This window comes from Aestuariirhabdus haliotis (genome assembly GCF_023509475.1).
Taxonomy (GTDB): Bacteria; Pseudomonadota; Gammaproteobacteria; order Pseudomonadales; family Aestuariirhabdaceae; genus Aestuariirhabdus; species Aestuariirhabdus haliotis.
In genome coordinates, this window is the sequence record NZ_JAKSDZ010000001.1 from 140,946 (window position 1) to 164,384 (window position 23,439).

The 23,439-nt window shown below is 56.5% G+C and carries 21 protein-coding genes; 11 read left to right on the plus strand and 10 right to left on the minus strand.

Translation table 11 applies throughout. From position 1 onward, the window contains the following. Positions 1 to 124: 124 nt before the first annotated feature. Together MIB40_RS00750 and fdhF are read left to right on the plus strand one after the other, a co-directional pair. A complete protein-coding gene (locus tag MIB40_RS00750; RefSeq protein ID WP_249689692.1) occupies positions 125 to 1,825 on the plus strand; it encodes an NAD(P)H-dependent oxidoreductase subunit E in 1,701 nt (566 codons plus the stop codon). Next, positions 1,822 to 4,557, plus strand: a complete 2,736-nt coding sequence (gene fdhF, locus MIB40_RS00755) for a formate dehydrogenase subunit alpha (RefSeq protein WP_249689694.1) — start codon at positions 1,822 to 1,824, stop codon at positions 4,555 to 4,557. The genes MIB40_RS00750 and fdhF overlap by 4 nt, the downstream gene beginning before the upstream one ends. Before the next feature lie 73 nt (positions 4,558 to 4,630). Here fdhF and rpoH read toward each other — a convergent pair whose 3' ends face one another. The 4 genes from rpoH to ftsY all read right to left on the minus strand — a co-directional run bounded on the left by rpoH (position 4,631) and on the right by ftsY (position 8,494). Further along, entirely contained in the window at positions 4,631 to 5,485 is an 855-nt protein-coding gene (gene rpoH, locus MIB40_RS00760) for an RNA polymerase sigma factor RpoH (RefSeq protein WP_249689697.1), read from the minus strand. 162 nt (positions 5,486 to 5,647) lie between these two features. After that, positions 5,648 to 6,703, minus strand: coding sequence for a permease-like cell division protein FtsX (gene ftsX, locus MIB40_RS00765; RefSeq protein ID WP_249689699.1), 1,056 nt, complete (start codon positions 6,701 to 6,703; stop codon positions 5,648 to 5,650). Continuing rightward, positions 6,696 to 7,355 carry a cell division ATP-binding protein FtsE gene (gene ftsE, locus MIB40_RS00770; RefSeq protein WP_249689700.1) on the minus strand — a complete coding sequence of 220 codons (660 nt, stop codon included), beginning with the start codon at positions 7,353 to 7,355 and terminating at the stop codon, positions 6,696 to 6,698. Before ftsE ends, ftsX begins: the two co-directional genes overlap by 8 nt. A 41-nt stretch (positions 7,356 to 7,396) precedes the next feature. Beyond that, positions 7,397 to 8,494: a signal recognition particle-docking protein FtsY gene (gene ftsY, locus MIB40_RS00775; RefSeq protein ID WP_249689702.1), complete on the minus strand. Its 1,098-nt coding sequence runs from the start codon at positions 8,492 to 8,494 to the stop codon at positions 7,397 to 7,399. Between the two features lie 181 nt (positions 8,495 to 8,675). Between ftsY and MIB40_RS00780 the strand changes: the two genes are divergently transcribed. From MIB40_RS00780 to rsmD, 3 genes are read left to right on the plus strand one after another with little or no spacing between them, the layout of a single operon-like run. Beyond that, positions 8,676 to 10,043 (plus strand): M16 family metallopeptidase, encoded by a 1,368-nt coding sequence (locus tag MIB40_RS00780; protein ID WP_249689704.1) that lies wholly within the window; start codon positions 8,676 to 8,678, stop codon positions 10,041 to 10,043. Between the two features lie 15 nt (positions 10,044 to 10,058). Beyond that, a complete protein-coding gene (locus MIB40_RS00785; protein WP_249689707.1) occupies positions 10,059 to 11,543 on the plus strand; it encodes a M16 family metallopeptidase in 1,485 nt (494 codons plus the stop codon). After that, positions 11,543 to 12,145, plus strand: a complete 603-nt coding sequence (gene rsmD, locus MIB40_RS00790; RefSeq protein ID WP_249689709.1) for a 16S rRNA (guanine(966)-N(2))-methyltransferase RsmD — start codon at positions 11,543 to 11,545, stop codon at positions 12,143 to 12,145. Before MIB40_RS00785 ends, rsmD begins: the two co-directional genes overlap by 1 nt. Here rsmD and MIB40_RS00795 read toward each other — a convergent pair. Continuing rightward, on the minus strand, positions 12,142 to 12,846 hold the full coding sequence (locus MIB40_RS00795) for a TetR/AcrR family transcriptional regulator (protein ID WP_249689710.1): 705 nt from the start codon (positions 12,844 to 12,846) through the stop codon (positions 12,142 to 12,144). The genes rsmD and MIB40_RS00795 overlap by 4 nt on opposite strands. Positions 12,847 to 12,993: 147 nt before the next feature. Between MIB40_RS00795 and MIB40_RS00800 the strand changes: the two genes are divergently transcribed. The 5 genes from MIB40_RS00800 (at position 12,994) to MIB40_RS00820 (ending at position 17,583) form a co-directional block, all read left to right on the plus strand. Further along, positions 12,994 to 14,430 carry a coniferyl aldehyde dehydrogenase gene (locus tag MIB40_RS00800; protein WP_249689713.1) on the plus strand — a complete coding sequence of 479 codons (1,437 nt, stop codon included), beginning with the start codon at positions 12,994 to 12,996 and terminating at the stop codon, positions 14,428 to 14,430. A 13-nt stretch (positions 14,431 to 14,443) separates the two neighbouring features. Next, positions 14,444 to 15,064 carry a hypothetical protein gene (locus tag MIB40_RS00805; RefSeq protein WP_249689715.1) on the plus strand — a complete coding sequence of 207 codons (621 nt, stop codon included), beginning with the start codon at positions 14,444 to 14,446 and terminating at the stop codon, positions 15,062 to 15,064. A gap of 15 nt (positions 15,065 to 15,079) precedes the next feature. Further along, complete coding sequence (locus tag MIB40_RS00810; protein WP_249689716.1) at positions 15,080 to 16,684, plus strand: GMC family oxidoreductase; 1,605 nt, start codon at positions 15,080 to 15,082, stop codon at positions 16,682 to 16,684. A 112-nt stretch (positions 16,685 to 16,796) separates the two neighbouring features. Then, positions 16,797 to 17,285 (plus strand): pantetheine-phosphate adenylyltransferase, encoded by a 489-nt coding sequence (gene coaD / locus MIB40_RS00815; RefSeq protein WP_249689718.1) that lies wholly within the window; start codon positions 16,797 to 16,799, stop codon positions 17,283 to 17,285. 49 nt (positions 17,286 to 17,334) lie between these two features. Further along, positions 17,335 to 17,583 carry a YfhL family 4Fe-4S dicluster ferredoxin gene (locus tag MIB40_RS00820; protein ID WP_249689721.1) on the plus strand — a complete coding sequence of 83 codons (249 nt, stop codon included), beginning with the start codon at positions 17,335 to 17,337 and terminating at the stop codon, positions 17,581 to 17,583. Positions 17,584 to 17,692: 109 nt separating this feature from the next. Here MIB40_RS00820 and MIB40_RS00825 read toward each other — a convergent pair whose 3' ends face one another. The 5 genes from MIB40_RS00825 to MIB40_RS00845 form a co-directional block, all read right to left on the minus strand. Further along, positions 17,693 to 18,007, minus strand: a complete 315-nt coding sequence (locus MIB40_RS00825) for a hypothetical protein (RefSeq protein WP_249689723.1) — start codon at positions 18,005 to 18,007, stop codon at positions 17,693 to 17,695. Positions 18,008 to 18,105: 98 nt separating this feature from the next. Further along, positions 18,106 to 18,711: a 1-acyl-sn-glycerol-3-phosphate acyltransferase gene (locus MIB40_RS00830; protein ID WP_249689726.1), complete on the minus strand. Its 606-nt coding sequence runs from the start codon at positions 18,709 to 18,711 to the stop codon at positions 18,106 to 18,108. 59 nt (positions 18,712 to 18,770) lie between these two features. After that, complete coding sequence (gene mutM / locus MIB40_RS00835; RefSeq protein WP_249689728.1) at positions 18,771 to 19,586, minus strand: bifunctional DNA-formamidopyrimidine glycosylase/DNA-(apurinic or apyrimidinic site) lyase; 816 nt, start codon at positions 19,584 to 19,586, stop codon at positions 18,771 to 18,773. A gap of 69 nt (positions 19,587 to 19,655) precedes the next feature. After that, complete coding sequence (locus MIB40_RS00840; RefSeq protein WP_249689730.1) at positions 19,656 to 20,909, minus strand: acyl-CoA dehydrogenase family protein; 1,254 nt, start codon at positions 20,907 to 20,909, stop codon at positions 19,656 to 19,658. Between the two features lie 140 nt (positions 20,910 to 21,049). After that, a complete protein-coding gene (locus tag MIB40_RS00845) occupies positions 21,050 to 21,298 on the minus strand; it encodes a Kazal-type serine protease inhibitor family protein (protein WP_249689732.1) in 249 nt (82 codons plus the stop codon). Positions 21,299 to 21,575: 277 nt separating this feature from the next. On the opposite strand from MIB40_RS00845, the gene MIB40_RS00850 reads away from it, so the two are divergent. Next, positions 21,576 to 23,372 (plus strand): DEAD/DEAH box helicase, encoded by a 1,797-nt coding sequence (locus tag MIB40_RS00850; RefSeq protein WP_249689734.1) that lies wholly within the window; start codon positions 21,576 to 21,578, stop codon positions 23,370 to 23,372. Positions 23,373 to 23,439 lie beyond the last annotated feature (67 nt).

The following is a 23,439-nucleotide window of genomic DNA, read 5'->3' on the forward strand; positions in this document are numbered from 1 at the left end:
ACTCCCTCGGTTGCCTGCATATTCGGGGGTGACATTATATCGGAGATTGCGCAAGCACCCCAGTCGTTGCGCATTCACAAGCGCCCCCTCTATGATATGAACATCGGGTTAAGGGAACCTAGCCATGTCAGCATCACACCAAGCATCGCCCCATAAAAAGCCGCGCCAGGGATTGCGAGGTCGCCAGGTCGAGCAGCAGACTCGCGATAGCCTGCTGGCGCTGCTCGGCACACCCCCTTTCGAGCGGGGGTTGCTGATCGAATATTTGCACCTTATTCAGGATCATTACGGTGCCATCCGGAAATCCCAACTGGTCGCCCTGGCCGCCTTGCTGGATATGAGCCAAGCCGAAGTGTGGGAAGTCGCGAGTTTCTATGCCCACTTCGATCTGGTCGAGGATGATCAAAGCATTGCGGAAAAGCCCATCAAGGTTCGAGTGTGCACCAACCCAAGTTGTGCCATGGCGGGGGCCGAGGACATCTGGAGCACCTTGAACCAGAAGTCCCACCCTGGAGTACAGTTGAGCCGAAGCCCCTGTATGGGCCACTGCGAAAGTGCACCCACCGTACAGGTCGGTCATCACACCCTTAGAAACGCCAGCATCGATTCCGTCAGCCATGCCATACAGCATCAGGACATTCAGCCATCCCGGCCCGATTACTTGGCGTTTCAGTCTTACCGGGACGCTGGCGGCTACCGCTTACTCCAACGTTGCCAGGCCCACGAGATGGATGCCCAGCAGATCATCGATGAGCTCGAACTGGCCGGTTTGTCCGGGCTCGGCGGGGCGGGTTTTCCCGCCGCACGCAAATGGCAAACGGTTCGACAGCAACCTGCACCGCGTTATCTGGTGGTCAATGCCGACGAAGGAGAACCCGGCACCTGCAAGGATCGTCATTACCTGGAAAGTGATCCCCACCGCCTGCTCGAGGGCATGCTGGTTGGCGCCTGGGTGATCGACGCGGCACGATGCTATCTCTATTTGAGGGACGAGTATCCGGCAATACGTAGCATATTGCTCAAAGAGATCGCCGCACTCGAGCATTCCGGACTGGTGCCGGCGGGCTACATTGAACTTCGCCGGGGAGCTGGCGCCTATATCTGCGGCGAAGAGTCCGCGCTGATCGAATCCATCGAAGGCAAGCGTGGCTTTCCGCGGCAGCGCCCGCCCTTCGTTGCCGAACAGGGACTGTATGATCGCCCCACCCTGGTCAATAACGTTGAAACCCTGTATCGGGTACGTGAAATACTGGAGCACGGTGGGCAATGGTTCAGTGACCTGGGCCGTCGTGGTCAACAAGGACTCTTAAGCTTCAGCGTCAGTGGTCGTGTGAACAGCCCCGGGGTCAAACAGGCCCCTGCCGGTATCACTTTGGAAGAGCTGATCGAGGAATACTGTGGTGGCATGATGGAGGGTCACCGGTTGGTCGCTTACCTGCCAGGCGGTGCCTCGGGTGGCATCCTTCCCGCCCGGCTGGCAAATGTTCCTCTGGGCTTTGGCACCCTGCAGGAATACGGCTGTTTTATTGGCTCGGCAGCGGTTCTGGTGTTATCGGATCAGGATGATCTACGCGCACTGGTCTGTAACCTGTCCCACTTCTTTCGCGAGGAGAGCTGCGGCCAATGCTCCCCCTGCCGGCTGGGTACCGATCGGCTATTGCGACTGGTACAGGAACGCGGCTGGAATCAATCCCTGATCGAAGAGCTGGCCGAACTGATGGCCGATAGCTCCATCTGCGGGCTCGGCCAGGCGGCCTGCAATCCCGCGCTGAGTATTATTCGCTATTTCCCAGAGCTGCTTTCAGCGCAGGAGGAAAACCGATGAACAGCGTAACCATTGAGTTTTTTCTCGACGGCCAACCGGTACAGGCACAGACCGGCCAAAGCATTCTGCAAGCCGCGCAACAGTACCAGCCGATCCCTCACCTGTGTTGTTCCGAGCAAAACGGCTTTACAGCGGATGGTAACTGCCGCGCCTGCGTGGTCGAGATTGAGGGCGAGCGAGTATTGGCGCCCAGCTGCCGACGGCAAGTTGAGGCGGGAATGCGGGTCAACAGTGCGAGCTCCGAGCGTGTGCAACGCAATCGTAAGCTCCTGCTCGAGCTGTTTATCAGTGACCTGCCAGACGGCTCCTGCAACCAAGAGCACCTGCAACTGAATTACTGGACCGAGCAACTCGGGGTCCAGCAGAGTCGATTTCCCGCCGGGGATGTGCAGTTCGAAGATCGCAGTCACAGCGCCATTCGAGTTAATCACAGTGCCTGCATCAACTGCCAATTGTGCCGTCAGGCGTGCCAGGATCTTCAGGTAAATCGAGTAATCGGTCTCAGCGGTCGCGGCATCGAAGCCTCGATCGGTTTTGATCTGGATGACGCCCTGGGGCTCTCCAGTTGCGTCGCCTGCGGCGAATGCGTGCAGGCCTGCCCAACCGGCGCCCTGTTGCCCGCCAATCCGACCAGCTTGCAGCCCGTCGATAGCACTACCGACAGCGTCTGCCCCTACTGCGGCGTTGGCTGTCAGCTGCAATACCAGGTATCCGATGAGTCTATCATCGCGGTTGAAGGGCGAGACGGGCCGTCCAATCAGGGTCGCCTTTGTGTCAAGGGACGCTTCGGTTTCGACTACATCAAGCACCCGGATCGACTGCACAAACCGTTAATCCGCCGTGACGACGCCCCTGCCAAATCGGTCCCTTTCGATGCCGCCAATCCTTTGCACACCTTTCGCGAAGCCAGTTGGGAAGAGGCCCTGGAGCGCGCCAGCCAGGGATTGCTCAGATTACGTCAGAGCCACGGCGACAACGCACTGGCAGGCCTGGGTTCCGCCAAGGGCAGTAACGAGGAAGCCTACCTGTTTCAAAAACTGGTACGGACCGGCTTTGGCAACAACCATGTCGACCATTGCACCCGGTTGTGTCACGCCTCCTCGGTGGCCGCGTTACTCGAAGGCATCGGCAGCGGGGCGGTTACTGCCTCCTTTATGCAGGTGGTCAACGCCGATATCGCCATCGTGATCGGCTGTAACCCCGAATCCAATCACCCGGTTGCCGCCAACCTGTTCAAGCAAGCAGCCCGTAACGGTACCCAACTCGTGGTTATCGACTCTCGCGGCCATGGGCTGCGAGATCATGCCAGCCACCTGCTGCAACTCACGCCGGGATCCGATGTCGCCTTGCTCAACGCCATGCTCAACGTGATCATCAGCGAAGCGCTTTACGACACCGAGTTTGTCGATGAGCGTATCGACGGCTTTGACGAACTCAGCCGACACATCACCGATTACACTCCCGAAGCCATGTCACCCCATTGCGGCATCGAACCTGAGCACATTCGAGCCGTCGCCCGGCTATTTGCCCGTGCACCCAAAGCCATGATCTTCTGGGGCATGGGCATCAGCCAACACACCCACGGCACTGACAACGTCCGTTGCCTGATTGCCCTGGCCCTGATCTGCGGCCATATTGGCAAACCCGGTACCGGCCTGCATCCACTGCGGGGCCAAAATAATGTCCAGGGCGCATCCGATGCGGGACTGATCCCCATGATGCTGCCTGACTACCAACGGGTCGATGATACCAAAGCCCGTGTCCGGTTCGAGTCACTATGGCAAGCCCCATTGGCTAGTGAGCCCGGCAAGACCGTGGTGGAGATGATCGACAGTATCCATAACGATCAGCTGCATGGCATGTACATCATGGGTGAAAACCCGGCCATGTCTGACCCGGATCTCAATCACAGCCGGCAGGCCCTGGCCAAGCTCGATCATCTGGTGGTACAGGATCTGTTTATCACCGAAACCGCCGCTTACGCCGACGTTATCCTGCCCGCCTCCGCCTGGCCCGAGAAAAGCGGCACCGTGACCAATACCAATCGCCAGATACAGCCCGGCCGAGCCGCCGTGCCCATGCCGGGGCAGTGTCGCCAGGACTGGGAAATCATTCAGTCGATTGCCCAGGGCCTGGGCCTGGGCTGGGATTACCCGGGACCGGAAGCGGTGTATCAGGAGATGCAACAGGCAATGCCGTCCCTGAACCATATCGACTGGGATCGGCTACAACGAGAAAACTCGGTGACCTACCCCTGCCCAACGCCCAACGGCGAAGGCAACGACGTGCTGTTTGACCAGCGTTTTCCAACCCCTAATGGCCGCGCCCAACTGGTCCCCGCAACCCTGCTGTCCCCGGATGAAACCTGCGATACTGAGTACCCGCTTATCCTTTCCACCGGGCGGTTGCTGGAACATTGGCATACTGGGGCGATGACCCGCCGCAGTCAGGTGTTGGATGCGCTGGAGCCCGGTGCTATCATCACCGCCAACCCCCTGACCCTGCGCAGCCTTAAACTCAGTGCCGGAGACCGGGTTGTGGTTGAGAGCCGTCGCGGCCGCATCGAAGCCCTGTTACGTGCCGATGAAGCCGTCTCTCCCGATTCCCTGTTTATTCCCTTCTGCTTCGCCGAAGGCGCAGCCAACCTGCTGACCAACCCAAAACTGGATCCCTTCGGCAAGATTCCCGAGTTCAAATACTGCGCCGTGCGTATGAAAGCGGCTTCGACCTGACCGGCAAGCATAAAAAAACCCCGCCGTTAATGGGCAGGGTTTTTAATCTCTCTGGCTACAGAGAAGAAAAGAGTCAGGCCAGCATCGAACCCTTGAGTTTCTTCATCGCGTTCTTTTCCAACTGGCGAATACGCTCTGCTGACACGCCATACTGTGCAGCGAGTTCGTGCAGAGTGGACTTCTCTTCCGACAACCAGCGTTGTTGCAGAATATCCCGACTGCGCTCATCGAGCTGCGCCATCGCGTCCTGCAGGCTGTCCATCGATTGTCGGTTCCAGTCCTGATCTTCCACCTGGGTCGCCGGATCGAAACGCTTGTCTTCCAGATAATACGCCGGAGCCAGGTAAGCGGCATCATCATCGTCCGCTACCGGACTATCGAATGCGGTGTCCTGGCCCGCCATACGACCTTCCATCTCACGCACGGTCTTTTCTTCAACACCGAGATCGCGAGCCAGATTGGTGACCTCTTCGTTGGTAAACCAGGCCAGACGCTTCTTGTTGCTGCGCAGATTGAAGAACAGTTTACGCTGAGCTTTGGTGGTGGCAATTTTGACAATACGCCAGTTGCGCAGAATGTATTCATGAATTTCGGCGCGAATCCAGTGCACCGCGAAGGAGACCAGACGTACCCCTTTTTCAGGGTTAAAGCGACGTACCGCTTTCATCAGGCCAACATTGCCTTCCTGAATCAGGTCAGCCTGGGAAAGACCATAACCGGAATAGCTGCGGGCAATGTGCACCACAAAGCGCAGGTGCGCCATAACCATTTGCCGGGCGGCTTCCAGATCATTTTCAAAAAACAGACGCTCTGCCAACTCCCGCTCCTGTTCGGCGGTAAGAATGGCAATGCTACTAGCCGCACGCACGTAAGCATCAAGGTCGCGCCCCGGTACCAACATTTCGACTCGTTGCAGTTCTGTGCCCATTAATCAAAAAGCTCCTTGGTTAATTCGATCGCGGATTCTAACATCCAGACGGTATGAGTGCGAATAACGAGAAAAGTTCCTGTTTAGACGAATTTTGCATAAGCAAAGCAGGGAACATTCAGCGACTCGGCTTGCCACTCATCAGGGGCTGAACAGGCAACCTCAACGTGGCTCGATCTCGCGCAGATGGCGTACGCTGGCCAACCAGGCACCGCTCCACCCCAGCAGAGCACCGACCAATATCAGGCCAATGGAAGCAGCCAGACCTAAGCCCTGGAGTTCAAACTGGCTCTGATACAGCGTGGCCAGACGCGCCGCCGGCCCTTGTACCAGCCACACCAGTATTTGCACCAGACAAGCCGCCATCATCCCGGCGCCGGCGCCGTACCATAGGCCAGTATAGAGGAAGGGGCGTCGAACATAGGCATCGCTGCCGCCGACCAGTTTGATCACCACAATCTCACTGCGCCGATTTTCGATCGCCAGGCGGATCGTGTTGCCAATGACCAACAACACCGCGATTGCCAGCAGTAACGCCAGCAACCAGCTACTGCGTTCGCTGAGCTGCAAAATCTGTCGCAGGCGCTCGATCCACTCCAGATCAAGGCTGGCTAACTCCACCTCAGATAGCGCTTGCATCTCAGTCAGTAACGCCTGGGCCTGCTCGCCTTGCAGTGCAGCCAGGTGAGGCCTCAGTACCAGTACTGCCGGCAGCGGATTATGCTCCAGCTGGGCGGTGACATCGGCCAGCCCGGAATACTGTTCAAACTCAGCCAGGGCCTGATCGGCAGACAAATAAACCAGGGATTCAATACGGGAATCATTCGCCAGCTTCTGCATCAGGCTGGCAGGACGAGCAGTTCCTCGCAGATAAAGGGTAAGCTGAGGAGAACCATCCCAACCCGCACTCAGTTGCTTGATATTATCAACCGCCACCAGCATCACACTGGGCAGCACCAGAGCGACGGCCATCACCAGACAGGTCATCAAACTGGCCGCGGGTGAAGCGATCAGGCGCTTAAGGCTCTGCACCACCATTTGTCGATGATGGTGCAGAGCACCGCCGAGCCTTTCGCTACTGCGGGGCCGGCTTTTCTTCTGCACGGCCGGGCGCTTGCGGCGTGCCTGCTCGGCACGGGCACTGTCCGGCTTTTTTGTTCTGGACATGGGCGTCGCGCCGCGAGCACTGCGGCTGGCTCCCCGCTGGGTATCAACCATCGCCCACCAACCTACCCTCTTTGAGGGTCAGCACACGCTGGCGCATACGCGCGATCAAGGCCATATCGTGGGAGGCGATCAGTACTGTGACGCCGACCTGATTAAAGCGCTCAAACAAGGCCATAATTTCCGCCGACAGTTTGGGGTCCAGGTTTCCGGTCGGTTCATCGGCCAGTAATAGTGACGGCTTGTGCACCACTGCGCGGGCAATGCCCACCCGCTGCTGTTCACCGCCAGACAAAGCAATAGGGGGCAGTTTCTCTTTATCCAGCAAACCCACTTGATCCAGCGCCGCTCGCACCCGCTTGCCAATATCTTGTTGCGAGTAACCAGCAATTTGCAGCGGCAGGGCGACATTCTCAAACACCGAGCGGTCGAACAGTAACTGGTGGTTCTGGAACACCACACCGATTTCCCGGCGCAGAGCAGGAATCTCTCCTCGACCCATCGAGCGCAAATTACGCCCACCGATGCGAACCTGCCCCTGAGTGGCCCGTTCCATTAACATGATGAGCTTCAGCAAGGTACTCTTGCCTGCCCCGGAATGACCGGTGAGAAAGGACATCTCGCCGGCATCCAGGGAAAAGCTGACGCCCTCAAGACCGACCTGGCCGGTTGGGTAGCGCTTGCTTACCTGATCAAACTGTATCACTGAACGTCTGGCTCCCTGACTGAATCAACGCGGTTGGGCCTTTAAAGGCGATCCATATCGAACAGCGCGTCGACAAATTCGTCAGCGACAAAGGGTCGCAAATCATCGATCTGCTCACCCACTCCGAGAAAACGAATCGGCAGTTTCATCTCCTGGGCCATCGCGAACACAATACCGCCCTTGGCGGTACCATCGAGTTTGGTCAGCGCCATACCCGATAACTTCATCGCATTATCAAATTGACGGGCCTGATTCAGCGCATTCTGGCCAGTGCCGGCATCCACCACAAGCAACACTTCATGGGGAGCACTATCATCCAGCTTACCCATCACCCGCTTGACCTTTTTCAGCTCCTCCATCAGGTTGTCTTTGTTGTGCAAACGCCCGGCGGTATCGGCAATCAGCACATCGATGTTGCGCGCCTTGGCTGCTTCCACCGCATCAAAGATAACCGACGCACTGTCCGCCCCGGTGTGCTGGGCAACTACGGGAATATCATTGCGTTCGCCCCAGACTTGCAACTGCTCGACCGCCGCCGCCCGAAAGGTATCACCCGCCGCCAGCATCACTTTTTTACCTTCGAGTTGCAGGCGCTTGGCCAACTTGCCAATGGTGGTGGTTTTGCCCACACCGTTAACACCGACAACCAGAATGACGAAGGGCGCCTTGGCGCTATCGATATACAGCTGCTCATCCGCCGGGCCAAGCAATTTGCGCAATTCGAGTTTCAGGGCATTCAACAAGGCATCGGCATCATCGAGTTCCTTGTACTGCACGCGCTGGGTCAAACCATCGATGATCTCACGAGTCGCGGCCATACCGACATCCGCCACCAGCAACTGGGTTTCCAGCTCTTCCAGCAGGTCGTCGTCGATCTCTTTTTTACCGATAAAGAGCGTGGTAACACCATCCACAAGACCCGAACGGGTCTTGCTCAGGCCCCGTTTCATTCGGCCAAACAAGCCCTCTTTAGAAGACTCTTCCGCTTTGGGGGCCTCGCTGGCGGTAAAGCTAACCGGTTCTTCCGCTTTTTGCTCGGCTGGAGCGGTCTCTGTATCGGCTTCATTGGACGTTTCTGTTGCTTCGGCTGCTGTGGCGTCTTCAGCTCGTTGCCAAAACCAGCGTTTTTTCTCGGACATGCACCTTTCCCGGGGTCAGCGCCCCAAACCATGGAACCAATTGTTGCTGTGGTTATCTATTTAACAGGCGCGACGTGAAACCCTCAGGGTTCGATAGCCTGCTATCGAAATTATGAGGTATCCTACCACTAGTTCCGCCACTTCGATATTCGTAAACGTTCATAACAGGACCTACCTCACCATGCGCATTTTCTGGCTCCTGGGGCGCACCGCCTCGCTGCTGGCACTTCTGCTTGCCGGCAGTTGGGCAATCGCTGCCACGAGTAACACTCATGAATACGTCTTGCCCAACGGGCTTAAACTGATTGTCCGTGAAGACCATCGTGCCCCTGTGGTGGTTTCCCAGGTCTGGTATCGGGTCGGATCCAGTTATGAAACGGTCGGCCGAACCGGCCTGGCCCATGTTCTGGAGCATATGATGTTCAAGGACACCAAGCATCTGGCTACGGGCGAATTCTCTCGCATTATGGCCAGTGTCGGGGCCTCCGAAAACGCTTTTACCAGTCGCGATGCTACTGCCTATTACCAGGTACTGGCAGCCGATCGCCTGCCACTCAGCTTCGAGCTGGAAGCCGAGCGCATGCAGCACCTGCACATTTCCGATGAGGAATTTGCCCGGGAGCTGCAGGTGGTGATGGAAGAACGCCGCCAGCGGGTCGACGACCGACCCCAGGGGATCGCCTACGAGCGTTTCCTGGCTACCGCTCATCAAGCCAGCCCCTATGGCAACCCGGTGATCGGTTGGCCGCAGGACCTTAAATCCATGACAGCCCAGGATATGCGCGACTGGTATCAAACCTGGTATGCCCCCAATAACGCCATCGTTGTGGTGGTGGGTGATGTCAAAGGCGAGGAAGTGTTGCAGCTGGCAACACGTTATTTCGGCCCAATACCGAGCCGTGAACTGCCGCTGGTAAAACCCCTCATTGAAGTCAACAAACCAGGCGCACGACGCATCGAGCTTGAGCTTGAAAACGCCCGTTTACCTTCCCTGCTGATGGGCTTTAATGTGCCCGTGCTCAATACCGCCGACGAAGCCTGGGAGACCTATGCGCTTCGCATGTTATCGGGTGTGCTGGATGGGGGTTACAGTGCCCGTATCGAAAGCCAGTTGGTGCGCGGAAGCGAAGTCGCCTCCGGTGCCGGTGCCGGTTACAGCGCCTTTGGCCGTGGCGATAGCCTGTTTACCCTGAGCGGGACCCCCAATGTTCAGCAGGGCCGCACCCTCGAGGATCTCGAAGCCGCATTCTGGGACCAAATCGAACAATTACAACAGACCCCTCCTACCAGCGATGAACTGGCGCGCATCAAGGCTCAGGTTATTTCGTCGCTGGTTTACGAACAGGACTCCATTTCCAGCCAAGCACAACAGATTGGCACGCTTGAGAGCATCGGCCTCAGCTGGCGCGTACTGGAAGATGAGCTGGACAATCTGAACGCCATTACCCCTGAACAGATCCAGCAAGTGGCCCAGCGCTATCTGACCCGCGAGCGGCTAACGGTAGCCACCCTCAGTCCCAAACCTGCGTCTGACGCAATCACCCAGTAGGCGAGCACGCGACCCATGACACAAACTCCGAACCGCATGAACCGTTACTTTCTCTGGGCCCTGATTCTGGTTCTACCGCTGGCCATCATCCTGCTGAATCAATCCGATGAAAGCGATGCTGCCAGCCCATCGATGGACGCAGCAAACAGCACCAAAACGGCCGATCCGCAATCCTTGCCTCCCGCGGCCGAGCGCTTTGCGTCCCTCGCCGCCATCGAGGCAGACCCGACGGTTAAACGCCGGCCACTGGATATTCAGCATTGGCAAACCAGCAACGGCGCACGGGTCTATTTTATGGCGGCGCCGGAACTGCCCATGCTCGATTTGCGCCTGGTCTTCGATGCCGGCTCTGCCCGTGACGACGACCAGGCCGGGCTCGCCATGATCACCAGTGGCTTGCTCGGTGAGGGCACGGCAAACCTCAGCTCCAACCAGATCTCCCGCGGGTTCGAGAGCCTCGGTGCCGAGTTCGGCGCCAGCTCGTACCGGGATATGGGCATCGCTTCATTGCGCAGCTTAACCTCCAGCGAGCTGTTGCAGCCGGCCCTGAACCTGTTCACTGAAGTCGTCAGCAAGCCAAGCTTTCCGGACGATGCCCTAAGCCGCATCAGGAACCAGGCACTGGCTTCGTTGAAGTACCAACAGCAACAGACCGGCACAGTGGCGAACCTTAATTTTTTCGATGACCTCTACGGTTCTCACCCTTATTCCATTCCCAGCCAGGGCACAGCCGAGAGTCTGAAAAGCCTTTCCAGAGAAGACCTTCAAGCCTTCTATCAGCGCTTTTATGTCGCTCAGAATATGGTCATTGCCATGGTAGGAAGTCTGGACCGGAGCAGCGCTGAGCGCATTGCCGAACGGGTCAGCAATAGCTTGCCCGAGGGTCAGCGTGCCAAGCAGTTGCCTTCGGTAGCCCCCTTGACCGAAGGATTAACAAAGCACATCGACCATAACAGTCAGCAGACCCAGATTATGATCGGAGGCCTGGGCGTAGCCAAAGGCGACCCCGATTATGTTGCTCTTTACGTGGGCAACGAAATACTCGGCGGCGGTGGTTTTGGGTCTCGCCTGATGGAAGAGGTACGAGAGAAGCGCGGGCTCACCTACGGCGTTTACAGCCGTTTCGCGCCCATGCGCGAACAGGGTCCCTTTCTGATCAGCCTGAAAACCCGTCAGGACCAAACGACCCAAGCACTACAGGTGGTCAATGACACCCTGACGGGATTCCTGGCCGATGGCCCAACCGAGCTGGAACTCAAAACCGCCAAACAGAATATCCTCGGCAGCTTTCCACAAAGCACTGCCAGCAATAGCAGTATCGTGGGGCAACTGGGCTCCATCGGCTTTTACGATCTGCCCCTCGACGAACTGGACCAATTTTTAGGTGCCGTCGAAAAAATCACCGCTGAAGAGATACGCAACGCTTTTAGCCTGCATGTCGACCAGGAAAGATTGATCACTATCACCGTTGGCCAGCCTTCCAAACCGGCTGAAGGCTAATGGTGAAAAGGGCTCCGAGAGGCCAGAACACGGCCACCAAGCGCCCTGCTCAGGTGCGCATCATTGCTGGTCAGTGGCGTGGCAGAAAACTCCCGGTCTTTGACCGGGAGGGATTGAGACCCACTCCCGATCGGGTCCGCGAAACCCTATTCAACTGGCTCAGCCCCTGGCTGCCCGGAAGTCATTGTCTGGATTGCTTTAGCGGCAGTGGTGCGTTGGCTCTGGAGGCCCTCTCCCGGGGTGCCGAACAGGCCCGCATGCTGGAGCGTGACAGTGGCGCAACGCGCCAGCTGCAAGAGAATCTGGCCACTCTGGGTGATCGCAACGGTGAGGTGATTCTAACCGACAGCCTGAATTACCTGGATAACGAATCTGACCAGCCCTTTGACCTGATTTTTATCGACCCCCCCTTCCGCCAAGACCTGGTCGCCCGCTGTTGCCAACTGCTCGAACAGAACGGCTGGTTGGCGGACAATGCGCTGATTTACGTGGAAGCCGAGCGGGAGCTGGAATTGGATAATCTGCCCGCCAACTGGGAGCTATACCGCGAGAAAACGGCGGGACAAGTTGGCTATCGATTGTTTCAGCGAGGCGGGACTTAAGGCTCCGCACTAACGGCGGTTTTTTGTTCCCTGAGCGCCGTCCCATCGGCATCCAGAGGAGCAAAAAAATCCTGTTCCATCGGCCGAATCTGGTCTCGGGCAAACTCCGTCAGGAACACCCGCTCCAGTGCCATGATCTGGTAAATTCCGCGACGAATCATAGCCGAAGTGAGAGTCGTATCCCCCTCATCCTGCACTACGGTTCGCAAGAAGCTGACCCAGGAGGTCATCAGAATCCAGCTGTTATAGGACAGCGCCTCGACTTCCTCCTCGGATGCCTGCAGATAACCGGCATCCACCAGCCCCTGGTAAATTGCCTTACCCTGGGCCAGGCAATGTTGCGCTAATTGTCGATAGCTCGCCCGCAACTGGCCATCGCACTCGAGCATATGTTCCAGGTCACGATGAAAAAAGCGGAAACGCCACATGCCATCAAATATCCCCTCCAGATACCCCCGCTTATCCTCCAGGGTCAATGGGCGCCCCTCGGGTAACTGCAGGGTTTGTTTGACCTCGGCTTCGTATCCCAAATACAGCTCGTAGATGATCTGCTGCTTATTTCGGAAATGGTAATAGAGATTTCCCGGCGACATACCCAACTCAGCCGCTATATGGTTGGTAGAGACATTTCGTTCTCCCACCTCATTAAACAGCGCCAGACTGGCTTGCAATATGCGTTCACGGGTCTTGGGTTTGGCCACCGGCAATTCACCTGTTGGGTTTAGGTTTGACACTTTAGAGTAATTACTCTAGATTGACCAGACCGATTTTTACTCAATCGGAATGATCGGGCGCACGATATCACGACATTAAGCCCCACTATAACAAACATAAACGCGGAGATTCCCATGGCTACCGAACTCAAGCAGGTCAGCGAACAGCAACAGCAGGTTGAACAGATGCAAACGCTTTTCAAGCAACAGCAAGCTGCGTTTCGCGCCGCCCCCATGCCCTCCGCGCAAACCCGCATCGCCAATCTGAATAAACTTAAGCGGGCCATCCTCGACAACCAGCAAGCACTGATCGACGCTATTAACGAAGACTTTGGCGGTCGCTCCACCGACGAATCCCTGCTCGCCGAGATCATGCCCAGCATTCAGGGCATCAACTACGCGATCAAGAACGTTAAACGCTGGATGAAACCCAGTAAGCGTCATGTCGGTGCCCACCTGGCACCCGCCAAGGCCCAGGTCATCTACCAACCGTTAGGGGTAGTCGGCATTGTCGTACCCTGGAACTACCCCCTGTTTCTGGCCGTTGGCCCATTAACCACAGCACTGGCCGCGGGTAATCGCAGCATGGTCAAAATGTCTGAATACACACCAGCCACCTCTACCCTGTTCGCTCGTTTGATGGCCGATAGTTTTGCCGAGGACGAAGTCGCGGTCATCAACGGAGAAGCCGAAGTGGGCGCCCGCTTCAGCGAAATTGCCTTCGATCACCTGCTCTTTACCGGCTCCACCAGCGTCGGCCGGCACGTAATGCGCGCAGCTGCGGACAACCTGACACCGGTCACCCTGGAATTGGGCGGTAAATCGCCTGCCATTGTCGGACCCGACGTGCCTCTCGAGGATGCCGCTGAGCGCATCTGCTTCGGAAAATCCTTTAACGCGGGTCAAACCTGTGTTGCCCCCGATTACGTCCTGGTACCGCGCGATAAAGAAGAAGCCTTTATTGAAGCTTACCGCTCCGCCTTCAAAAAAATGTTCCCGACGCTGAACGGCAATCCCGATTACACCCACGTCATTAATCAGCGCCAACATTCGCGCCTTAATGCCTGGCTGCAAGACGCAATCGAGAAAGGTGCCAAAGTGACATCATTATCGCAAGATGGTGATAAAGCCAGCCGCTGCATGCCGCTACAGATCGTGCAGAACGGCAGCGACGACATGACCCTGATGCAAGACGAGATCTTCGGCCCCATCTTGCCCATTGTGCCTTACGATTCCATCGAGCAGGCCATGGCCTATATTGCCGATCGCCCTCGTCCTCTGGCGCTTTACTACTTCAGTTATGACAAGAGCAGCCAGAAGTTTGTCATGGAAAATACCCATTCCGGTGGGGCCTGCATCAATGAAACCCTGTTCCATGTTGCCGTCGACGATATGCCCTTTGGTGGCGTAGGACCCTCCGGCATGGGCCACTACCATGGCCAGGAAGGTTTCCAGACTTTTTCCAAGGCCAAGGGTGTGTTTATCAAGCAGAAATTCAATGCCGCGCGCATGATTTTCCCGCCCTATGACAAACCACTCAACCGCATGATCTATAAGCTGTTTATTCGCTAATCCGGGGTTCCTGATGAGCTCCTTCCTAGAAGACGGCTTGCAAGCCAGTAAGGCAGGTCAAGGTAAGTCGCCCATTGATCCGACACGGCGGGGGTTTCTCCGCACAGGTTTAATGGGAGGCGCCTTATTGACCGGTGGTAGCATGATGGCCAGCCTGAGTGGCTGCTCCAAGCCGCCAGAAACAGCTTCAGGCCTACAGCTATTGCGAGCCGATGACCGGCTGTTTTTCGAAGCGCTCTACCCGGTTGTTATGGGCGCCAGTCTTTCGACCGAACCCGGGCAACGAGCACAACAACTGTCGCAGGCGATTACTTCTCTCGATCAGTACCTGTCACGTATCGCCCCGGTGATGCAGGGCCAACTGATGCAATTGCTCGACCTGGTGCATACCCCAATCACTCGCGGTCCTGTAACCGGGGTGTGGAATAACTGGTCAAGCGCCTCGGCCGAGCAGGTTAGCGGTTACCTGTTGCGCTGGAAAAACAGCTCCGTGCAGGTGTTCAGAATGGGTTACGGCCTGCTGATGCAGCTCATGGTGATGTCCTGGTATCTGGTACCCGACACCTGGCAAGCGGTTGGCTATCCCGGTCCGCCGCACCAGTCCCAACTGCTCACGCCACCCAATAATTTCTGACCCAGGAGTTCCCACATGCCAATCGCTGACCCTATCAGCCTGGGTATCGCATCCGGATGGAAGGTACACAGTGGAGCCCGCTTTGAGCAGGACCAGGTGTTCGAGGCCGACGTAGTCATCATCGGCAGCGGCGCCGGTGGTGGTACCAGTGCCGAAATTCTGGCTCGTGCCGGATTACGAGTACTGATTATCGAAGAGGGCCTGCTGCGCTCCTCCAACGACTTTAATATGGATGAGCAGACGGCTTACGCCGAGCTGTATCAGGAAGGCAGCGGCCGGGCGACCAAAGACGGTGCTATCACCGTTTTGCAAGGCCGGGCAGTAGGCGGCACCACCGTGGTGAATTGGACCTCCAGCTTCCGTACACCGGATCAAACTCTGCAGCATTGGGGTGATGTTCACGGCATCACAGGCTTTGATGCCGCCGCTATGTCTCCCTGGTTCGAACGTATGGAGAAGCGTCTGGGCGTCGAACCCTGGTCGATGCCCCCGAACCAGAACAACGAACTGCTTCAACAAGGCTGTGACGCTCTGGGTTACAGCAGTGCCATTATCCCCCGCAACGTTCGCGGTTGCTGGAATCTGGGATATTGCGGAACCGGCTGCCCGACCAACGCCAAGCAATCTATGCTGGTTACCACCATTCCCGCCGCACTCGAACGTGGCTCTGAATTGATCTATCTGGCCCGCGCCGAGTATTTCAAATGGCAAGGGGACCAGATTTCCGAACTCGTCTGTTCTGCCATGGATCACCAATGTGCCAAACCGACCGGGGTTAAGATTCGAATTCGTGCTCGACATTTTGTCTTGTCCGCCGGCTCCATTGGTGGCCCGGCTCTACTGCTGCGCTCCAATGCACCCAACCCGAGCGGTTTGCTGGGCAAGCGGACTTTTTTGCATCCGGTGTCCATGAGCTACGCACAGATGCCGGAAGCCGTCGATGGTTTCTACGGTGCTCCCCAGTCTGTTTACTCCGACCAGTTCCAGTGGGATCAGGGGGTCGATGGTCGACTTTCCTACAAGCTGGAAGTGCCGCCGTTGCAGCCTGCACTGACCTCGGCGTTGTTTAAAACAACCGGGGAAGAGCTGCACCGGTCGATGGCCGAATTGCCCTACACGCATGTCGTATTGGCCTTGATGCGCGATGGTTTCCATCCGCTGAGTCAGGGCGGCAACGTTCAGCTGCGTAACGACGGTACTCCAGTACTGGATTATCCGCTCAATGATTATATGTGGGATGGTTTCCGCCGCTCCCTGTATCGCATGGCAGAAGTTCAGTTCGCGGCCGGCGCCTTAAAGGTTCGTCCCAGCCATCAGGACGGTTTCTACGTCGACTCGGTGGCCAAGGTTCACGAGCAGATCGACCAGTTGGCGATGACGGAATACCGCATGATGATTGGTAGTGCCCATGTGATGGGAGGCTGCATGATGGGCGAGGATGCCTCATCGTCGGTGATCAACTCCCAGAGCCAACACCATCAACTGGAAAACCTCAGCGTGATCGATGGCTCGGCGTTCCCCACCAGTATTGGCGCCAATCCGCAACTTTCGATTTACGCCCTGGCCAGCAAACAAGCCACCGCTTTAGCTCAACGCCTGGGTGGCCTGCCGACCTCCTGAACGATTGCCCAACCACTGAGCCCTGGCCATTTGTACCGGGGCGAGGTTTGGGCTAACATCCTCCTCCCTTGAATGATAATGGGGCCAACCCCAGACGGGATATGTTGATACGATGAACACCGTAATCTACCCCGGTACCTTCGATCCAATCACTTACGGCCATGGCGATCTGGTGAACCGGGCCGCGCGTTTATTCGATAAAGTGGTGATCGCGGTAGCAGACAACCCAAAGAAAAAGCCCCTGTTCGATCTAAACGATCGCATCCAGCTGGCCGAAGCGGTCACCGACCATCTCGACAATGTCGAAGTCGTTGGGTTCGATAATCTGTTGGCCGAATTTGTTATGCAGCGCAATGCCAACGCTATTTTGCGGGGCCTGCGTGCCGTCTCCGATTTCGAATACGAATTCCAACTCGCGAATATGAACCGGGTCCTGGCGCCCTCTGTCGAGAGTCTGTTTCTGACCCCGGCTGAACAGTTTTCCTACATCTCCTCAACGCTGGTGCGCGAAATCGCGTCGTTGGGTGGAGATGTTTCGAAGTTTGTTCATCCGGTCGTTGAATCCGCCCTGAAGGAACGCTTCGGCAAGGGCAGCGTCTAACCTTTACAATGTCGCCACCCAGGCGAAAGCTAAACGAAGAGTACTCAGAATGTCTTTATTGATTACCGACGAATGCATCAACTGCGATGTCTGTGAGCCCGAATGTCCTAACAGTGCCATCTCCCCTGGCGAGGAGATCTATGAGATTGATCCCAACCTCTGCACAGAATGCGTAGGCCACTACGACGAGCCCCAGTGTGTACTGGTGTGCCCGGTTGATTGCATTCCAAAGGACCCTGATAACGAAGAAACCGAAGAAGAACTGCAGGAAAAGTACAATATTATTACCGCTGCCTAAGGCTTAGAAGGCAACAAAAAATAGAGGATGGAGACCTTTCCACCCTCTATCGTTCGTTCACGTATCGGTTGTCTGTGCTTTACCTTGATCGCCAGCCAACCAAGGTGGATTAGTTTTCGACGTTCGTGCAACCCAGGCAGCGCCTGAAGGTCGCATCGAAAGGCCCGACCACCAGCTCATCCGCCGCTTCACCAACATTTCCACCCAACGCCGAAAAGGGTAGCGTTAGCACGAAGGCTGCCGTTCCAAGGATGGTGATGCCCAGCGAAACCGGGCGTACCAGAATCTCTGTCGCCATTCGACCAGCCTTGTGCCGGTCAGAGTCTACCTGTAAATCACCACTGGCGCTTACGGGCGTGGCTAACAGAGACAGCGTTAGCAGCGTTGAAAGTAAAGCGGCAATCCTGGATCTGTAGCGTCGCATATCGGTTCCCTCGGTTTACTCGGTCTGTGCGTTTTGTATACAGCTGTTTTAACTATAACAAAGATTGCCAGCAATTCACGCGTGCCCCGGACCAACGGCTATTTCCGTGACTCATTTGGCGCTGGACCACCCCCTTTCCAGGCCAGCTTCGGGTATTTGGGCGGAAACTGATTATAAAACTCGATCAGTTCTGTAACCTGCTCTGAGTAATCCGCCATCGGCTGCCTGGGGTCGCCAATCACCAGCGCTTTGCGTTGATAGTCCAGCGCTACCGGCACAATGGGAACCCCGGCGCCCCGTGCGATATGGTAAAAGCCCTCCTTCCAGCCATCGGTCAGGCTGCGAGTGCCTTCGGGCGACAACCCCAATACAAAGTGCTCATGGCCCTGAAAGGCGTCGACCGCCTGCTCAACCACCCCGCGTGTCTTGTGACGAACAATAGGAATACCGCCCCAGGAGCGAAACAAAATGCCTTGGGGCCAGCGAAACAAGGTGTGCTTGGCATACCAGCGAGCGTGTAAACGCAGTAGCATCTTGGCCGCAATCAGAACCACAAAATCCCAATTGGAGGTGTGATAGCCAACAATCGCGACGTACTTATTCAACCGGGGCAGCTGCCCTTCGATGTTCCATCCCAACAGACGCAGCACCGTACGGCCGATCGATTCCACCAGCCGGTTAGCAGGGTAATAGTTACTACTCATAGACTCTTACCTGATGTTGATAAAACCTATCGGACCCTCAAGGGTCTCCTCTTATTATGTTAGCGCTGGCAATGACTGCAAAAAACCGTACTACGCTTCGCCAGCTGAACCTCTTTAAGTGGCCGCTGACAGCGGCTGCAAGGCATGCCAGCGCGACCATAAACCGCCAGTTCCTGTTTGAAATAACCCGGCTTTCCGTCACCCCCGACAAAATCTTTCAATGTGGTTCCACCCTGCTCGATGGCCGCGCCGAGCACTTCTCGAATGCACTGGACCAGCCGTGTCATTCGCTGGCGGGAGATACGCCCGGCGGCCCGCCTTGGGTCGATACCCGCTTTGAACAGGGCTTCGTTGGCATAAATGTTACCCACACCCACCACTATATGGCTATCCATAATAAAGCTTTTCACCGGACCACGGCGTCCCCGACTGTGCTGAAACAGGTAACCATCATCAAACGCTTCGGACAAGGGCTCCGGCCCCAGTGACGCCAGTAATTTATGATCCTGTACCGGATGTTCGCTCCAGACCATGGCGCCAAATCGGCGTGGATCGGTGTAACGAATGCAATGGCCATTCTCCAGACCAATATCGACATGGTCGTGCTTGCCGGGTGCCGTACCGGAGGTCAGTACGCGCAAACTGCCCGACATGCCTAGATGCACCAGCAATGTACCGTTGGCGAATTGCAGCAGCAAGTATTTACCGCGCCGAGTTACCTGCTCGACCGGTTGACCTTCTATTCGATTTTTTATGGCCGGATCTATGGGCCAACGCAGTCGCGGCTGACGCACCTCAAAGGTCGCGACGCTGGTATTTTCAAGATAGGGCGCTATACCCCGGCGGGTGGTTTCTACTTCGGGCAGTTCGGGCATGCGGAGTTTCCATCAGATTGGCCCCAGCTTAACAAATCCGGGGCCAGCTGCTCCAGCTTGCTGATGCCTTCAGGTACGGTCCGGTAGCGTCATGTAGCGGGCGGAATCCCCCCGCTTAACCGCGCGATCTTTCAGTTCCATTCTGGCCAGGGTCCGCAGATGCACTTCATCGGGGCCATCAGCTAACTGCAACATACGCCCACCGGACCAGATATTGGCCAGCGGAGTATCAGGGCTCAGGCCCATAGCACCGAAAGCCTGCATGGCCCGGTTAGCGACCTGAGTCAGCATACGGCCCGCTGCCACCTTGATCATACCAATCTCCTTACGCGCCGCTTTGGGGCCAACGTTGTCGATCATCCAGGCGGCTCGGAGCACCAGCAGGCGGGTCTGGTCGATTTCCATCCGGGACAGGGCTATCCATTCGGCGACGGTACCATGCTCGTGCAGATAGCGACCGAAGGTCTTACGCTCCTGAACGCGATCACTCATCAGCTCCAGCGCCAACTCCGCCATGCCGATCGAACGCATGCAATGATGAACTCGCCCCGGTCCCAGACGCGCCTGAGCCAAAGCAAAACCACTGCCTTCACTGCCCAATAGATTGGTCACAGGTACGCGTACGTTTCGGAACAGGATTTCGCAATGACCTTCCGCCGTATGGTGGTTCATCACCTGAATATTACGCTCGACTTCTACCCCGGCCGTGTCTATTGGCACCAACACCATACTCTGACGTTGGTGGACATCGGCATCGGGGTTGGTTTGCCCCATCACCACCAGAATTTTGCAGTCGGGATGAGCCGCGCCGGTAATAAACCACTTGCGACCATTGATCACATAGTCATCGCCATCACGTTGGATCAGAGTCTGGATATTGGTGGCGTCGGAGGAAGCCACGTCAGGTTCGGTCATGGCAAAGGCCGAGCGAATTTCACCCTCCAGCAGCGGGTTTAACCAGCGTTCTCGTTGCTCATCGTTGGCCACCAGGTGCAGCAGCTCCATATTGCCGGTATCGGGAGCATTACAATTGAAAATTTCCGAGGCCCAGTGCACGCGGCCCATGACCTCAGCCAAGGGGGCGTATTCCAGATTGGTCAAGCGAGTGCCGGGTTCATCATCCTTGAGTCCAGGCAGAAACAGGTTCCATAGGCCTTCGCTCTTTGCCAGCGCCTTAAGATCGGCCATAAAGCTGGGCGGATAGATGCCTTGCTGCTCCACCTCTTCATGCCACTGGCCGATGCGCGGCACAACATGATCGTCCATAAAAGCCTGCAAGCGGGCTTTTAGCTGCTCGGTTTCCTGATTAAATTGAAAGTCCATGGGGCCCCTCCGGGACAAGTGTCGTTATACCTGAAGTGTAACGACTCCCATCTCGTCTGGGCACGCATTGAAGAAAATGTGCCTGCATTCATAGCGTCTATAAATGCAGGCATCGTTCAGCCGTGGTATGACGGTTTTCTCTACTGACACTCCCCCATCTGGTAGGTTTGCACCTCGACATCACCACAGGCTCCGCAGGGATTACTGTAGGTTTTGGTCGAGCCATCCTTACGCACGCCACACACCGGGTTGTAGTCCATGGTGCACATCTGGAACACCGAACGATCTTCAGGGCAAGCCAGGGCATCCTCCTGCTCTCCCCCCTGACTCATGCAACCCGACAACAACAAACCCGCCATCATGACCAATCCGACTAATCCATTTTTCATACACCGCTCCTGTCTGCTGATGGCTTTATGATAGCGGCCCTTTTCGGCCCCCGCTATTGGCAAGTACATCAGGATCTTGGATAAAAACAGCGGTTAACCCTTTCATTGACCTTAATCCACCCTGTCGATGCTTACCGGGTCTATACTGGTGCCAGCCGCTGACAACAGTTAGCGGAAGCTTTCTGGCGCTTCTTTCGCTATAATCGCGCCCCTTTTTACAATCGGCCCCGTTTGTTGCTCTCAACATCTCGCTGCCGCCCCGACTGGTACACCCAATATGTCCGCTGACCAAGCCACCGAATTCACTTCATTCGGGCTCGCCCCTGCCGTTCTCCAAGCGGTACAAAAAGTGGGGTACGAAACACCTTCCCCCATTCAGGCGCAGAGTATTCCCATTCTGCTCGACGGTGAAGATCTGCTGGGTCAGGCTCAAACCGGTACGGGTAAAACAGCGGCGTTTGCTCTGCCATTGCTTTCCCGCATTGATGTTAAGAAACGTCAGCCGCAATTGCTGGTATTGGCTCCGACCCGTGAGCTGGCTATTCAGGTAGCGGAAGCGTTTCAGACTTACGCCCGCTTCCTGCCCGATTTTCATGTCTTGCCCATCTATGGTGGCCAGGCCTATGACCAACAGCTCAAGCACCTCAAGCGTGGTGTGCAGGTCGTGGTCGGCACTCCGGGTCGGGTAATGGACCATATTCGTCGCGGTACCCTCAAACTGGATGGTCTGCAATCGCTGGTACTCGACGAAGCCGATGAAATGCTACGCATGGGTTTTATCGACGATATCGAATGGATTCTGGAGCACACTCCGGAAAGCCGCCAAACGGCATTGTTCTCGGCCACCATGCCGAGCCAGATCAAGCGCGTCGCCCAACGCCATCTGCGTGACCCGAAAGAGGTCAGCATTAAAGAAAAAACCGCCACCGCCAAGACCATTCGCCAGCGCTACTGGCAAGTAAGTGGATTGCACAAGCTCGACGCACTGACCCGAATTCTCGAAGTTGAAGCTTTCGACGCCGTACTGGTGTTCGTGCGGACCAAGACCTCCACCGTCGATCTGGCGGAAAAGCTCTCGGCTCGCGGCTATGCCTGTGAAGCCCTGAATGGAGACATTCCGCAAAATCAGCGCGAGCGAACGGTCGACCGTCTTAAGAAAGGCAAACTCGATATCCTGATCGCTACCGATGTCGTGGCTCGCGGACTGGACGTTGAGCGCATCAGCCACGTGGTCAATTTCGATATCCCTTACGACGTTGAATCCTATGTGCACCGCATCGGTCGTACTGGCCGGGCCGGGCGCACCGGTGATGCATTGCTATTTGTCGCACCCCGTGAACGTCGCATGCTAAAAACCATCGAACGGGTGACACGCCAGCCCATCGAACCCATGGATATGCCCTCCGCAGTCGATATCAACCAGCACCGCATCAGCCGCTTTAAAGAGCAGATAATCGATACCATCGAGAACCGCAATATCGACATCTTCCACCGCATGGTCGGAGAACTGAGCGAAGACCAGGAACTGGACCCGCTGACCATTGCTGCCGCACTGGCCAGCCTCGCGCAGAAGGGCAAACCCTTTCTGCTGAATGAAAACGAACCCGCACCGCGTAAACCGAAAGCATCCGTTCGTGTGGTCGATGGCGATGAAAAAGGCGATCGCAGAGACAAGCGCGAGCCCCGACGCAAGGCCAAACCGGCTTCTAGCCGCCCCTCATCTCTCAAGGATCACCCCGAAGTGGTCATGGAGCGCTTCAAGGTAGACGTCGGCTACGAGCATGGCGTCAAACCGGGTAATTTGGTGGGTGCGATCGCCAATGAAGCCGAGATCGATAGCCAATACATTGGCCAGATCGAAATCCATGACGATTTCAGCACCGTAGACCTGCCCGAAGGTATGCCCAAAGAAACCTTCGATGCGCTTCGTCGCACCTGGGTGTGCCAGCAAAAGCTGAATATTCGTCGCTTTGCCGGGAATGAGAACGAGGAAACGACTGAAAAGCCGGCACGCAAACGCCCCAGCGGTCCTAAAGGGCCCAAGAAAAAGCGTGAGCGCAAACCCAAGTCCTGATATAGATGAGTAATGGAAAGGGGCCATTGGCCCCTTTTTTTCGGAAAAAGTCAGGGTAAAACTGAAA